The organism is Pseudomonas sp. A (assembly GCF_056270345.1).
This window is the reverse complement of sequence record NZ_CM149873.1, coordinates 4466581-4478918: the sequence shown is the minus strand read 5'-3', so window position 1 is coordinate 4478918 and position 12338 is coordinate 4466581. Positions and strand designations below refer to the sequence as shown.

Sequence of the window (12338 nt, the reverse complement as noted above, 5' to 3'; positions counted from 1 at the left end):
CGGCGCCGCTCCCTCGGGGATTGGTCGGTTCAAGGGCGATAGCCGAACCGTTATCATGCGCGCCCGACATTGGAGCGCCCCATGGCCAAAGACATCGACAACCCCTGCGTCTCGCTGTGCCAGCTCAACAGCGAGTTGTGCGTGAGCTGCGGCCGTACCCGGGACGAGATCCGCAAATGGCGGGGCATGAAACGCCCGGAGAAGATGGCGACCGTGCAGCGGGCCGCGACGCGGATGAAGGCCATCGTCAAGAAAAACGCCAGGCGTTCGATCTGAGAGACGCTGAACACCTTCAGAGGGCTGGCCTAGACTTGCGCTGACGACCGTATCCGTGGGAGAGCGCCCATGCGCAGACTCTGGCAAAAGTACCTCGCACTGCTCGACGCCGACCTCAGTGCCAAGGTCTTCGACAATTTCAAGAACCTGCTGGTGTGCGCGCTGCTGTTCGCCGCAGGCACCGAGGCGATCCACGGCAACCAGCAGGTCCTGCTGGGGCTGTGGGTGTTCAGTTTCACCGGCTGGGGGTTGATCCTGGTGTCGGCGCTGCTGTTTCTGCTGAATGTCAGCGATACCTTGCACCGCTTGGCGAAGTTGCCCTATCACACGGTACTGCAGGTGATCCTGTGCCTGGTCTACCTGATCCTGGCGTCGCGGGTGGTCGAGATCGTCTGGAGTTTCAGGGCGGAGTAGGCATCGCGGCGGATTCGGGCCTGGGGTTGTCCCTTTTATGGCCTTTGGGGTGTAAGGGTTATTGACCGGGTGAGGGCCTCCAGGTGTCCACCGCAACCGTTACAGCGCCTATCAGATCGAGCGCCGCCCGCGCGGCGCATCGCGGCACAAGGCCACTCCCACAGGGATCGCGCCAGATTCTAAAAATTGAGCAAGACAGTTGCTCCCACATCTGTTTCGGGCCAATTTCTCCTGTGCCATTACCTGGTCCGCCTTGTTGGTACAACGCGGTTTCAGCGTGGGCGCCACTGTCGCTCCACCTGTCTCAAGACATGCGCCAAGGCGGGCAACCATGGCCTGACAGGTTCGGCACGTTGCAACAAATGTGGGAGCGGCCTTGCGTCGCGATGCGCCGCGCGGGCGGCGCTCGATCTCATAGGCGCTGCAACGCTAACGTCGAACACCTTGAAAGGCCTGGGCACCGCGTGCAGGTGAGCGGCCGACCTCCTACTCGTCGCCAGCCAACACTTCCCGGCAAAAATCCCGGATAATGCCCGCCATTTATCCGTTCCCGCCCGCTTTTGGTACCCCTGCGCATGGAAATCAAGGTCAATTTTCTCGACAACCTTCGTCTCGAAGCCAAGTTCGACGACTTCACGGTGATCGCCGACCAGCCGATCCGCTACAAGGGCGACGGCTCGGCCCCGGGGCCGTTCGACTACTTCCTGGCGTCGTCGGCCCTGTGCGCGGCGTACTTCGTCAAGCTGTACTGCCAGACCCGCGATATTCCGACCGAGAACATCCGCCTGTCGCAGAACAACATCGTCGACCCCGAGAACCGCTACAACCAGATCTTCAAGATCCAGGTCGAGCTGCCCGAGGACATTTCCGAAAAGGACCGCCAGGGCATCCTGCGCTCCATCGACCGCTGCACCGTGAAGAAGGTGGTGCAGACCGGCCCCGAGTTCATCATCGAGGAGGTCGACAACCTCGACGCCGATGCCCAGGCACTGTTGATGCCGGTGTCCGACAGCACCACCTACATCCCGGGCAAGGACCTGCCGCTGGAGCAGACCATCGCCAACATGTCGGCGATCCTCGCAGGCCTGGGGATGAAGATCGAGATCGCCTCGTGGCGCAACATCGTGCCCAACGTCTGGTCGCTGCACGTGCGCGACGCGCAGTCGCCGATGTGCTTTACCAACGGCAAGGGTGCCACCAAGGAAGCGGCGCTGGCCTCGGCGCTGGGCGAGTTCATCGAGCGGCTGAACTGCAACTTCTTCTACAACGACCAGTTCTGGGGCGAGGACATCGCCAACGCGGCGTTCGTGCACTACCCGAACGAGCAGTGGTTCAAACCAGGGCCCAAGGACGCGCTGCCGGCCGAGATCCTCGACGAGCACTGCCTGCAGATCTTCAACCCCGACGGCGAGCTGCGCGGTTCGCACCTGTACGACACCAACTCGGGCAACAAGGAGCGTGGCATCTGCTCGCTGCCGTTCGTGCGCCAGTCGGACGGTGAGACGGTGTACTTCCCGTCCAACCTGATCGAGAACCTGTACCTGAGCAACGGCATGAGCGCCGGCAACACCCTGGCCGAGGCGCAGGTGCAGTGCCTGTCGGAGATCTTCGAGCGGGCGGTCAAGCGCGAGATCCTCGAAGGCGAGCTGTGCCTGCCGGACGTGCCGCAGGAAGTGCTGGCCAAGTACCCGGGTATCCTCGCCGGCATCCAGGGGCTGGAGGAGCAGGGCTTCCCGGTGCTGGTCAAGGACGCGTCGCTGGGCGGTGAGTTCCCGGTGATGTGCGTGACCCTGATGAACCCGCGCACCGGTGGCGTGTTCGCCTCGTTCGGCGCCCACCCGAGCTTCGAGGTGGCGCTGGAGCGCAGCCTCACCGAGCTGCTCCAGGGCCGCAGCTTCGAGGGCCTGAACGACCTGCCGCAACCGACCTTCGACAGCCTGGCGCTGACCGAGCCGAACAACTTCGTCGAGCACTTCATCGATTCCAGCGGCGTGGTGTCGTGGCGCTTCTTCGGCGCCAAGGCCGACTTCGAGTTCGTCGAGTGGGACTTCTCGGGCCATGGTGAGGACTCCAACCAGCAGGAGGCGCAGACCCTGTTCGGCATCCTCGAGGACCTGGGCAAGGAAGTGTACATGGCCGTGTACGACGACCTCGGCGCCACCGCCTGCCGTATCCTGGTGCCGGGCTATTCCGAGATCTACCCGGTCGAGGACCTGATCTGGGACAACACCAACCGCGCCCTGGGTTTCCGGGCCGACATCCTCAACCTGCACAAGCTGGACAACCGTTCGCTGAAGCTGCTGCTCAAGCGCCTGGACAATGCCGAGGTGGACGACTACACCACCATCACCACGCTGATCGGCGTCGAGTTCGACGACAACACGGTGTGGGGCCAGCTGACCATCCTCGAGTTGAAGCTGCTGATCCACCTGGTGCTGCAGCGCTTCGAGGAGGCCAAGGAGCTGGTCGAGATGTTCCTGCAGTTCAACGACAACACCGTCGAGCGCGGGCTGTTCTACCAGGCGCTGAACGTGGTGCTGGAGGTGGTGCTGGACGATGAGCTGGAGATGGCCGACTACGAGCACAACTTCCGGCGCATGTTCGGCAATGAGCGGATGGACGCGGTGCTGGGCTCGGTGGATGGCAGCGTGCGCTTCCATGGGCTGACGCCGACCAACCTGCAGCTCGAAGGGCTGGACCGCCACCTGCGCCTGGTGGAAAGCTACAAGAAACTGCACGCGGCGCGGGCGCGGGCGGCAGGGCTCTGAACCGAGCCGCTCGAATGAGTGAAATGGGTCGCCTGGCGACTAATGCCAGTCAGTTAAGACCGTTGGGTCGCTGCGCGACCCTTCGCGGGTAAACCCGCTCCCACAAGTACAGCGCTCGCTTCAGCGTTTGCGCGATCCTGTGGGAGCGGGTTTACCCGCGAAGGGCTGCAAAGCAGCCCCAATAAGTGCGATGAAGCGCAATCCCACAGGCATTAGCCTGGCAACCCTTTTTCTTTAGCGCAACCGCAGCACCCGGTCCAGGGACAGTGCCCCGCCGCCCCGGGCGATCAGCAGCAGGAGCAGGCCGGCCCAGGAAAGGTGGGTGGGCCAGGCATCCGGGTAGACGAAGATCTCGATCACCAGGGTCATGCCCAGCAGGGCCAGGGCCGACAGTCGGGTGAACAGGCCGAGCACCAGCAACAGCGGGAACAGGTGCTCGGCGTAAGTCGCCAAGTGCGCCGCCAGCCAGGGTGACACCAGTGGCAAGGCGTACTCGCTCTGGAACAGCTCGTAGGTGCCGGGGGTGATGCTCAGCAGGCCTTCGACCTTGGTCCGACCGGACAGAAAGAAGATCGAGGCGATGCCCAGGCGGGCGACCAGGCACAGGACACTGTCGCCGAGCAAGCGTTGCAGCTGTGCGGCGGCGCGGTTCCAGTAAAGGCGCAGGCCGTGGGGCGATGGGCTGGCGTGGCTGATGTCCATGGCGTTTTCCTCAGGTGAAGGCGAGCGGGCGCAAGGCCCGGGCATTCAGCAGCCCGCCAAGCAGGTCACTGAAGTCCAGGTCGGGTTGGGCGTGCAGGGCAAGCTGTGAGGCCTTGTCCAATGTGTAGCCGGCGGCACAGGCATCGAGGAAGGTGCATCCCCCCAGGCTCAACGGCTGGTGGACGACGCCTTCACGGGCGCCGCTGAGCAGGGCGCCCTCGGCCACCCAGGGCCGATCCTCGGGCCAGGCCCTGCCGTCGCGGCTGTGGTGCCAGAGGCTGTAGGCAGGATGCTGGTCGAACCAGTGCCAGCGTACGCCGGAGCGCGGGCTCAAGTGGCTGCGTTCGAGGTCCGAGGCGGTCATGCCGGCCAGGTCGGCCAATGTCAGCCAGGGCTCGTCGTCGGCGCCGAACGCTTCGCACCAGGCGAAGTCCAGCCGTGCGACGTCCGCCAGGTAGCAAAGCCCATGGACGGGCTGCAACGCCTCGAGAAATGCCGGAAACGCCGCGCCATAGCGGATCAGTCGCACATCACAGGGCGGCGATTGCCGGGCATATTCCGCGGTGGCGTCGTGCATCCATTGGCGCCCGACCAGGGTTTCGACGCTGGGAAAGTTGGCGCGCAGGGCCTCGACGCAACCGGCCAGCACCGTGTTGCGGTACACCGTGAACGCGGGCTGTGCTGTCAGTGCCGCCAGCTCAGGCGCGGGGCGCTGATAGACGGCGTCGATGAAGGCATTCTGGAACTGTCCGAGGCGCAGGTTCATGGCAAGGCTCCTGCCAGGTCGAGGGTGGCCTGGGCGAGGGCGCGTTCGGCGAGCAGTTCGTCAAACGCGGGGATGTTGCCGTCGCGTTCAATCAGGGTCGGACGCGGACCGATGCGGGCGATCAACTGCTGGTACAGCGACCACACCGGCGCGGCGATGGCGGCATCGTGGGAATCGACCAGCAGTGCGCCCTGGTCGTCGTGACGGTGTCCGGCCAGGTGGATCTCGGTGATGGCCTGGGCAGGGAAGCGGGCGAGGTAGTTGGCGGCATCGAAGCCGAGATTGTAGGCACTGACGTACACATTGTTGACGTCCAGCAACAGGCCGCAGCCGGTGCGTCGCACCAGCTCGGCGAGGAAGTCGATCTCATCCAGGTCATGGCCCTGCAGGTGCAGGTAGTGGCTGGGGTTCTCGATGGAGATGCGGCACCCCAAAGCGTCCTGGGTGCGCTGGATGTTGTCGGCAATGCGGGCCAGGGCCTCGTCGCTGCGGGGGAAGGGCAGCAGGTCCGGATGATACTGGCCGCGCCAGGTCGACCAGGCCAGGTGTTCCGACACCAGGGCCGGGTGTACCTGGTCGATCAGGGTACGCAGGCGCCGCAGGTGCGTGGCGTCAGGTTCGGCATCCGCCGCCAGTGACAGTGCCACGCCGTGCAGCGACAGCGGATGGCGCTCGGCCATCCGCGCCAGCCAGGCCAGGCGAGGGCCGCCGACCATGTAGTTTTCCGGATGGACTTCGAACCACAACCCTTCGGCGTGGCAGGCCCAGGCCTGGTCATAGTGCTCGGCCTTGAGGCCGAGCCCTGCGCCCATCGGCGTATTTCCGTTCATGGTCGATGGCCTGTGCTCAGGATTTGATCGGGGTCAGCGAACCCATGCCGTTGGGGGTCTTGATCGAGGTGCAGGTACCCGTCGGCACGTTTTTCCACTGCATGCCGTCGTAGTCTTTTTTCGCGCTGCCGGCGCAGGTGGTGCCGGCGCCGGCCTTGCAGTCGTTCTTGCCGGCCATGGCCACGCCGTAGCATTTCTCCATGGTGGCCGCCTTGGTGGTGTCGTCGGCCAGGGCTGCGCCTGCCAGCGAGGCAAGGGCGAGGGCGGCGGTGGCGAGGGCGAGGGTTTTCATGGTGTCGTCTCCAGAAGATGGGGCCGTGGCGATGTACCGGCGGCTCATGGAGTAGTTCGCGGCGATAGGCGAGGCGGTTACAGCGCTTGCAAAATATTTTTCGCCACCTGCGCCGGCCACCTAAGGTAAGGAAGCGGCGTCGGTGCTTGCGCAGGGCGTTGCGGCGATGGTTGGATAAAAAAGAAACCCACAGACGGTGTAACCCCGGCGGCCGATGCAACGAACTAACCCACAGGATGTGCTCAGTGCACGCGAATCACAGCTGCAGGCCCTGCTGTTGCTTGGTCTGGCCGGTGACGCCGGGGCCTATCGCGAATTCCTCGCGGCGCTGGCGGTGCACTTGCGTGGTTTTTTGCGTCGGCGCCTGGCGCAACGACCGGCCGAGGTCGAAGACTTGCTGCAGGAGGTGCTGCTGGCGGTGCACAATGCCCGCCACACCTACCAGGCGCAGCAACCGTTGACCGCCTGGGTGCAGGCGATCGCCCGCTACAAGCTGGCCGACCACTGGCGCGGCCAGGCCCGGCGCGAGGCGCGCCACGAGCCGCTGGAGGATGACAGCGAGTTGTTCGCCTGTGGCGAAGAAGAGCCGGCCCAGGCCAGCCGGGACCTGAACAAGCTGCTTGGGCAGTTGCCCGACCGCCAGCGCCTGCCCATCGTCCACGTCAAGCTGGAAGGGCTGTCGGTGGAGGAAACCGCGCGTATCACCGGGTTGTCCAGTTCGGCGGTGAAGGTGGGCATACACCGGGGGCTCAAGGCCCTGGGAAGGTTGATTCGAGGTAAAGACGACCATGAAGACCGATGAGTTGATCAGCCTTTTGGCGACCGCCGCAGAGCCGGTGGATCGTCACGTGCTGGCGCGCCGCCTGCTGCTGGCGCTGCTGGCCGGCATGCTGGGCGCATTGTTGATGACCGTGGCCATCTACGGCGTGCGCAGCGATCTGGCCGAGGTGGCGCGCACGCCGTTGTTCTGGGCCAAGCTGGCCTTGCCCACCAGCCTGGGCCTGCTGGCCCTGTGGCTGACCCAGCGCCTGGCCAGGCCAGGTGTGCGCGGCGGCGCGCTGTGGGGATTGCTCGGCCTGCCGCTGCTGCTGGTGTGGCTGGGGGCAGCCGTCAGCCTGGCCGGCGCGCCGGTGGAGGCCCGCGCCGACCTGATCTTCGGCCGCACCTGGCGCACCTGTGCGTTGAACATCGCCCTGCTCTCGGCACCCGTATTCGCCGCCGTGTTCTGGGCCCTGCGCGGCCTGGCGCCGACCCGGCTGCGCCAGGCAGGCGCCGCCGGCGGGTTGCTCGCCGGATCCACCGCGACCCTCGTGTACTGCCTGCACTGCCCGGAAATGACGGTGCCGTTCTGGGGGCTGTGGTACCTGCTGGGGATGTTGCTGCCGACCGTCGTCGGGGCGTTGGCAGGGCCTCGGCTGCTGCGTTGGTGATTGGGTGCGGTTTTGCCGCACTAGACATTGGTCTATTGGTGCATTTGCGGGGATGGTCTTTTCTGTTGCATGCCCGACGTTCGAGCGTATGGGCGCAATCGATGTTTCGACCAGGGAGGTCATCATGAATGGAAAATGGCTGGCAGCCGCGATGCTGCTGTGGATGTTCTCGCTGACGGCACAGGCCGACTGCGCGGTACTGGGGCCAGGGGAGGATCCGTGCGCAGGTCCGGTGCTGGGCCCCACGACCTGCGTGTGCGAGCCCTGATCGCCTGAGGGCGCAAGGAAGAATCAATCATTGACCAGGAGGTTATCCGTGAAGAAAGCCATGTTGGCTGTGCTGCTATCGTGGGGGCTCGTCGCCACGGCCCAGGCGTCGTGCCCGGTGTTTGGTCCAGGTAAGGATCCATGTGCCGGGCCGGTGTTCGGCCCAACCACCTGCCAGTGTCCCTGAAGCTCGATCAGGGCAGGAGCCGCGCTTGTGTTCCCCTGTAGGAGCGGCCTTGTGCCGCGAAAGGGCCGCAAAGCGGCCCCGGCGATTGTTGCATCAACGCTGAAATCCTGGGGCCGCTGCGCAGCCCTTTCGCGGCACAAGGCCGCTCTCATGGAACAAACCGTAACTCATTGATTTAGCTCGACCCTGTGGGAGCGGGTTTACCCGCGAAGAAACCAGCGCGGTGTATGGCACCGGCTCCGCCGGTGTTCGCGGGTAAACCCGCTCCCACAGGGATAACAGTTCCCTGCGCGACAGCGCAGCCCGAAGGGCTGGGCGATCTCCTACAGGGCAACGTGTGAAGCCTTCAAGCTGTGGTGACCAGAGGCAATGTCACCTGCAGCGCCAGCCCGCCCTCGGCCCGGCGCTGCGCCGAAATGCGGCCGCCATGGGCCTCGCAGATCGCCTGGGCGATCGACAGGCCCAGGCCACCACCACCGCTGACCCGTGCCCGTGACTGTTCGGCGCGCCAGAAGCGCACGAACATGTTGCCCAGGTCCTTCTGCTCGACCGCTTGCCCACGATCAAGAAACTCCAACTGCACGCAGCCTTTGGCCTGACGCACGGCAACGCTGAGCTCGCGGCCGTCGGAGGCATATTTCAGGGCATTCTCGATCAGGATGTTGATCAGCTGGCCAACCCGCGCGGGGTCGGCCTCGATCACCACGTCATCGGCAAGCGCCGTGTGCAACTGCATCCCGGCGGCCTCGAACTGCGGCGCGAACCAGGCCAGGCGCTCCTCGACCAGTCTGGCCGGGGAGAACAGGCTGATGTGCAGGGGCAACTGCCCGGCATGGGCCAGGGACAGCAGGTGCAGGTCGCCGACCAGGGTGTTGAGGTTGTACAGCTGGTTCTGCACCAGGCGCAATTGCTCGGGGCACAGCGGGAACACCTCGTCGAGCATGCCCTGTACCCGACCCAGGGCGGCATTGAGCGGGGTGCGCAGTTCATGGGCCAGGTTGGAGCTCGACTCGGCCACTTCGCTTTCGTACAGCGCCAGGCGTTCGACCAGTTTGTTGAAGTCGGTGCACAGGCGCTGCATTTCCTTGGGCTGGCGCGGGTGCTGGCTGACCCGCACGCTGAGGTCGCCCTCGGCCACCCGCCGTGCCCCTACGGCGATCTGGCGGAACTGCCGGGACAGCGGCCTGGACAGGTACAGGCCGACCATCAGGGTGAACGGGATGACCACGATGACGAAGCCGTACAGCACCAGCCAGTCGATGCTGTTGCCGGGGCCGGGGAGAAAATCGTGGATGTCGTAGTAGGTCTGCAGCAACTGCCACAGTCGGGACTCGTTGTGCGGCACATCGGCCAGGCCGGCCAGCAGCGCGGCACGGTCCTCGGGCCGCATCGACTGCAGTACCAGGTAGTCGCTGATCCAGAAGTACAGGTACATGCACAGGGTGATGGTGATCACCGCGCCAACGGCAAGCAGGGTCATTCTCAGGCCGACCCACAGCCATAGCGGACGCTTGCTCATGGCGGTCAGCGGAACCGATAGCCAACGGAGCGGACGGTCACCAGCACGCCAGTGACGCCCAGGGCCGCTAGCTTGCGCCGCAGGTTGAGCACGTGGGTGTCGATGATGCGCATCAGTGCATCGCTCTCGGGCATGCACAGCTCTAGCAGTTCCTCGCGGCTGAAGGCCTTGGTCGGGGTGCGCAGCAGCGCGGCGAGCAGCAGCAGTTCCGAACGGGTCAGGTCGAGCACCTGCTCTTCGCCATCGCCGGCCCGCACTCCAGCCACGAAGCGCTCTGCATCGACCCAGACACCCTGGCACTCCAGGCGCTGGCGACTGTCGGCCGGCGCGCCGTAGCGGCGCAGCACCGCGTGTACCCGGGCCACCACTTCCTTGGGGTTGCAGGGTTTGACCACGTAGTCGTCGGCGCCGTAGCGCAGGGCGCCGATCTTGTCCGGCTCGTCGCCGATGGCGGTGACCATGATCACCGGGGTGTCGGCGCCGCGGCGGATCTCGGTCAGCAGTTCCGGCCCGGACATTTTCGGCAGCATCATGTCCAGCAGCACGATCGCCGGCATGCGCTGGCGGAACAGGGCCAGCCCACGGGCACCGTCTTCGGCGATGTCCACCTCGAAGCCGTCGCGCTTCAGGTAGGCCTCGAGGATGCTTGCACCATCGGCGTCGTCCTCGACGATCAATACGCGCTTGGCGGTCATGGGTTGCCTCGTGGGTCGCGCAGCCCGGCCAGTACCTCGGCGGCGGTGGTGACGTGGCCGAAATGGTGTTTCCACAGGTCGATGCCCAGCTGCCCGGAACGGTCCAGCGAGGAGCCCATGGTCAGGTCGGTAACCAGCGTCGGCGTCAGGCCCGCATCGAACAGGGCGAAGCCGGCGGCCAGTACGCAGGTCTCGGTCTGCAGCCCGCACACCAGCACGCGCTCGACGCCCAGGCGCTTGATGTAGTCCAGTGTCTCGGCGGTCTGGCCATAGCCATGCTTGACGAACACCTTGTCCGCCTCGACCAGGGCCACGTCCTCAGCGGCCGGGTGCCAGCCGAGCTGGCGCTGGAACGGGGTGACCTGCTCGTCGTGCAGCTCGATCGAGGCGATGGTGGGGATGTGCGCCGACAGCACGCGGATGCCATCCACCAGTTTCTCGGAGGGGCTGAAGGTGGATTGCACATCGACGATGAGCAGGACTTGCTGCATGGCGGATTCCCGGGCGCGGTTCGAAGGTGGGCGAGTATACCGCCGCGTGGGGGAATTTTGCGCCAAGGGGCATGTACCGGGCCCAGCCAAGGCTCACGGAAGGTGCATGGGTAACGTGGGAGCGGGCTTGTCGGAACGCCGCACCGCCCGGAACACCGGCAGAGCCGGTGCCATGCATCGCGTCGCCTGCATCGCGGGGCAAGCCCGCTCCCACGCAGCCCGCTCCCACGCAGCCCTCTCACCGCCAGGGCTCATACAAGCGGCTAGGCCGCCAACCGCCCGCTGGCAATCGCCTCCGAGGCCGCCAGCATGGCCCGCAGCAGCACCGCGCAACCGGCCGCGAGGTCCTCGGGGGCGGCGTTCTCGATTTCGTTGTGGCTGATGCCGCCCTCGCAGGGCACGAAGATCATCCCGGCCGGGCCCAGCTCGGCGAGGAAGATCGCGTCGTGCCCGGCGCCGCTGACGATGTCCATGTGCGCCAGGCCCAGGTTGCGCGCAGAGTTGCGCACCGCCTCGACACAGCCCTTGTCGAAGTACAAGGCGGGGAAGTCGGCGGTGGGCACCAGCTCGTAGCTCAATCCGTGCTTGGCGGTGGTGGCCTCGATCACTTGGCGCACCTCGGCGATCATCGCGTCGAGTTGCTGGCCTTCGAGGTGACGGAAATCCAGAGTCATGCGCACTTCGCCGGGGATCACGTTGCGTGAGCCGGGATAGGCCTGCAGGCAGCCGACAGTGCCGCAGGCATGGGGTTGGTGGGCGAGGGCGGTGCGGTTGACTGCCTCGACCACGGCGGCGGCGCCGACCAAGGCGTCCTTGCGCAGGTGCATGGGGGTGGGGCCGGCGTGGGCCTCGACACCGCGCAGGGTCAGGTCGAACCACTTCTGGCCGAGGGCGCCGAGCACCACGCCGATGGTCTTGCGCTGGTCCTCGAGGATCGGGCCCTGTTCGATGTGCGCCTCGAAGTAGGCGCCCACCGGGTGGCCGGTCACGACGCGGCTGCCGGCATAACCGATGGCGTTCAGCGCCTCGCCGACGCTCACGCCCTGGGCGTCGCGCTTGGCCAGGGTCTGTTCGAGGGTGAACTTGCTGGCGAACACCCCCGAGCCCATCATGCACGGGGCGAAGCGCGAGCCTTCCTCGTTGGTCCACACCACCACCTCCAGCGGTGCCTCGGTCTCCACGCCCAGGTCGTTGAGGGTGCGGATCACCTCCAGCCCGGCCATCACACCGAAGCAACCGTCGAACTTGCCACCGGTGGGCTGGGTGTCGATATGGCTGCCGGTCATCACCGGTGGCAGCTTGGGATTGCGGCCTGGGCGGCGGGCGAATATGTTGCCGACCGCGTCGATGCTCACCGTGCAGCCGGCCGCCTCGCACCACTGCACGAACAGGTCGCGGGCCTGGCGGTCGAGGTCGGTCAGCGCCAGGCGGCAGACGCCGCCCTTGGCCGTGGCGCCGAGGCGGGCGAGGTCCATCAGTGACTGCCACAGGCGGGCGCTGCTGACATGCTGTTCGGTGGACTGCAGGACTTCCTTGGCGGGAGTGGTCATGGGTGCCTCCTCAGGTTGTTTTATTCTTCGGCCCTGTTCGCCGGCAAGTCGGCTCTCATGGCGCTGCACATCACTTATCGATTTTGCAGGGGCCTGTGGGAGCGGCTTTAGCCGCGAACACCGGCCAAGCCGGTGCCATCCACCGCGTCGC

Annotated in this window: 15 protein-coding genes; 7 read left to right on the top strand and 8 right to left on the bottom strand. The window is 65.7% G+C overall.

The window, feature by feature from the left end; genetic code table 11:
• The first annotated feature begins 81 nt into the window (after positions 1 to 81).
• The 3 genes from AC0MAZ_RS19975 (at position 82) to AC0MAZ_RS19965 (ending at position 3458) form a co-directional block, all read left to right on the top strand.
• Complete coding sequence (locus tag AC0MAZ_RS19975) at positions 82 to 276, top strand: DUF1289 domain-containing protein (protein WP_186734552.1); 195 nt, start codon at positions 82 to 84, stop codon at positions 274 to 276.
• A 69-nt stretch (positions 277 to 345) separates the two neighbouring features.
• Positions 346 to 690 (top strand): hypothetical protein, encoded by a 345-nt coding sequence (locus tag AC0MAZ_RS19970; protein ID WP_050706379.1) that lies wholly within the window; start codon positions 346 to 348, stop codon positions 688 to 690.
• 575 nt (positions 691 to 1265) lie between these two features.
• A complete protein-coding gene (locus AC0MAZ_RS19965) occupies positions 1266 to 3458 on the top strand; it encodes an OsmC domain/YcaO domain-containing protein (RefSeq protein WP_475858921.1) in 2193 nt (730 codons plus the stop codon).
• A gap of 234 nt (positions 3459 to 3692) precedes the next feature.
• Here the strand turns inward: AC0MAZ_RS19965 and AC0MAZ_RS19960 are convergent, their stop codons facing one another.
• The 4 genes from AC0MAZ_RS19960 to AC0MAZ_RS19945 are packed head-to-tail and all read right to left on the bottom strand — an operon-like array spanning position 3693 to position 6048.
• A complete protein-coding gene (locus AC0MAZ_RS19960) occupies positions 3693 to 4160 on the bottom strand; it encodes a DoxX family protein (protein ID WP_203652135.1) in 468 nt (155 codons plus the stop codon).
• Positions 4161 to 4170: 10 nt separating this feature from the next.
• On the bottom strand, positions 4171 to 4926 hold the full coding sequence (locus tag AC0MAZ_RS19955) for an HvfC/BufC N-terminal domain-containing protein (protein WP_232857495.1): 756 nt from the start codon (positions 4924 to 4926) through the stop codon (positions 4171 to 4173).
• Positions 4923 to 5756: an MNIO family bufferin maturase gene (gene bufB, locus AC0MAZ_RS19950; RefSeq protein WP_232857494.1), complete on the bottom strand. Its 834-nt coding sequence runs from the start codon at positions 5754 to 5756 to the stop codon at positions 4923 to 4925. Before bufB ends, AC0MAZ_RS19955 begins: the two co-directional genes overlap by 4 nt.
• A 16-nt stretch (positions 5757 to 5772) precedes the next feature.
• Positions 5773 to 6048: a BufA1 family periplasmic bufferin-type metallophore gene (locus AC0MAZ_RS19945; RefSeq protein ID WP_203652138.1), complete on the bottom strand. Its 276-nt coding sequence runs from the start codon at positions 6046 to 6048 to the stop codon at positions 5773 to 5775.
• Between the two features lie 214 nt (positions 6049 to 6262).
• On the opposite strand from AC0MAZ_RS19945, the gene AC0MAZ_RS19940 reads away from it, so the two are divergent.
• The 4 genes from AC0MAZ_RS19940 (at position 6263) to AC0MAZ_RS19925 (ending at position 7932) form a co-directional block, all read left to right on the top strand.
• Positions 6263 to 6850 (top strand): sigma-70 family RNA polymerase sigma factor, encoded by a 588-nt coding sequence (locus tag AC0MAZ_RS19940; protein ID WP_110738064.1) that lies wholly within the window; start codon positions 6263 to 6265, stop codon positions 6848 to 6850.
• On the top strand, positions 6837 to 7478 hold the full coding sequence (locus AC0MAZ_RS19935; RefSeq protein WP_203652140.1) for a DUF1109 domain-containing protein: 642 nt from the start codon (positions 6837 to 6839) through the stop codon (positions 7476 to 7478). Before AC0MAZ_RS19940 ends, AC0MAZ_RS19935 begins: the two co-directional genes overlap by 14 nt.
• A 124-nt stretch (positions 7479 to 7602) precedes the next feature.
• The gene (locus AC0MAZ_RS19930) at positions 7603 to 7746 is read left to right on the top strand and encodes a PA0050 family protein (RefSeq protein ID WP_110738062.1); all 144 of its coding nucleotides are present in this window, start codon (positions 7603 to 7605) and stop codon (positions 7744 to 7746) included.
• A 48-nt stretch (positions 7747 to 7794) separates the two neighbouring features.
• Positions 7795 to 7932 (top strand): PA0050 family protein, encoded by a 138-nt coding sequence (locus AC0MAZ_RS19925; protein WP_232857492.1) that lies wholly within the window; start codon positions 7795 to 7797, stop codon positions 7930 to 7932.
• 346 nt (positions 7933 to 8278) lie between these two features.
• Here the strand turns inward: AC0MAZ_RS19925 and AC0MAZ_RS19920 are convergent, their stop codons facing one another.
• The 4 genes from AC0MAZ_RS19920 to AC0MAZ_RS19905 all read right to left on the bottom strand — a co-directional run bounded on the left by AC0MAZ_RS19920 (position 8279) and on the right by AC0MAZ_RS19905 (position 12187).
• Positions 8279 to 9451 carry an ATP-binding protein gene (locus tag AC0MAZ_RS19920; protein ID WP_475858920.1) on the bottom strand — a complete coding sequence of 391 codons (1173 nt, stop codon included), beginning with the start codon at positions 9449 to 9451 and terminating at the stop codon, positions 8279 to 8281.
• 5 nt (positions 9452 to 9456) lie between these two features.
• Positions 9457 to 10146, bottom strand: coding sequence for a response regulator transcription factor (locus AC0MAZ_RS19915; RefSeq protein ID WP_186734542.1), 690 nt, complete (start codon positions 10144 to 10146; stop codon positions 9457 to 9459).
• On the bottom strand, positions 10143 to 10637 hold the full coding sequence (locus AC0MAZ_RS19910; RefSeq protein ID WP_050706389.1) for an isochorismatase family protein: 495 nt from the start codon (positions 10635 to 10637) through the stop codon (positions 10143 to 10145). Before AC0MAZ_RS19910 ends, AC0MAZ_RS19915 begins: the two co-directional genes overlap by 4 nt.
• Positions 10638 to 10900: 263 nt before the next feature.
• Positions 10901 to 12187: a Zn-dependent hydrolase gene (locus AC0MAZ_RS19905; protein ID WP_203652149.1), complete on the bottom strand. Its 1287-nt coding sequence runs from the start codon at positions 12185 to 12187 to the stop codon at positions 10901 to 10903.
• Positions 12188 to 12338 lie beyond the last annotated feature (151 nt).

What these genes read in the sequence shown, in the direction of transcription:
- AC0MAZ_RS19955 (WP_232857495.1), bottom strand. Translation starts at nt 4,926, where the DNA reads ATGAACCTGCGCCTCGGACAGTTCCAGAATGCCTTCATCGACGCCGTC.
- AC0MAZ_RS19935 (WP_203652140.1), top strand. Translation starts at nt 6,837, where the DNA reads ATGAAGACCGATGAGTTGATCAGCCTTTTGGCGACCGCCGCAGAGCCG.
- AC0MAZ_RS19920 (WP_475858920.1), bottom strand. Translation starts at nt 9,451, where the DNA reads ATGAGCAAGCGTCCGCTATGGCTGTGGGTCGGCCTGAGAATGACCCTG.
- AC0MAZ_RS19970 (WP_050706379.1), top strand. Translation starts at nt 346, where the DNA reads ATGCGCAGACTCTGGCAAAAGTACCTCGCACTGCTCGACGCCGACCTC.
- AC0MAZ_RS19930 (WP_110738062.1), top strand. Translation starts at nt 7,603, where the DNA reads ATGAATGGAAAATGGCTGGCAGCCGCGATGCTGCTGTGGATGTTCTCG.
- AC0MAZ_RS19945 (WP_203652138.1), bottom strand. Translation starts at nt 6,048, where the DNA reads ATGAAAACCCTCGCCCTCGCCACCGCCGCCCTCGCCCTTGCCTCGCTG.
- AC0MAZ_RS19910 (WP_050706389.1), bottom strand. Translation starts at nt 10,637, where the DNA reads ATGCAGCAAGTCCTGCTCATCGTCGATGTGCAATCCACCTTCAGCCCC.
- AC0MAZ_RS19915 (WP_186734542.1), bottom strand. Translation starts at nt 10,146, where the DNA reads ATGACCGCCAAGCGCGTATTGATCGTCGAGGACGACGCCGATGGTGCA.
- bufB (WP_232857494.1), bottom strand. Translation starts at nt 5,756, where the DNA reads ATGAACGGAAATACGCCGATGGGCGCAGGGCTCGGCCTCAAGGCCGAG.
- AC0MAZ_RS19965 (WP_475858921.1), top strand. Translation starts at nt 1,266, where the DNA reads ATGGAAATCAAGGTCAATTTTCTCGACAACCTTCGTCTCGAAGCCAAG.
- AC0MAZ_RS19975 (WP_186734552.1), top strand. Translation starts at nt 82, where the DNA reads ATGGCCAAAGACATCGACAACCCCTGCGTCTCGCTGTGCCAGCTCAAC.
- AC0MAZ_RS19960 (WP_203652135.1), bottom strand. Translation starts at nt 4,160, where the DNA reads ATGGACATCAGCCACGCCAGCCCATCGCCCCACGGCCTGCGCCTTTAC.
- AC0MAZ_RS19940 (WP_110738064.1), top strand. Translation starts at nt 6,263, where the DNA reads ATGCAACGAACTAACCCACAGGATGTGCTCAGTGCACGCGAATCACAG.
- AC0MAZ_RS19905 (WP_203652149.1), bottom strand. Translation starts at nt 12,187, where the DNA reads ATGACCACTCCCGCCAAGGAAGTCCTGCAGTCCACCGAACAGCATGTC.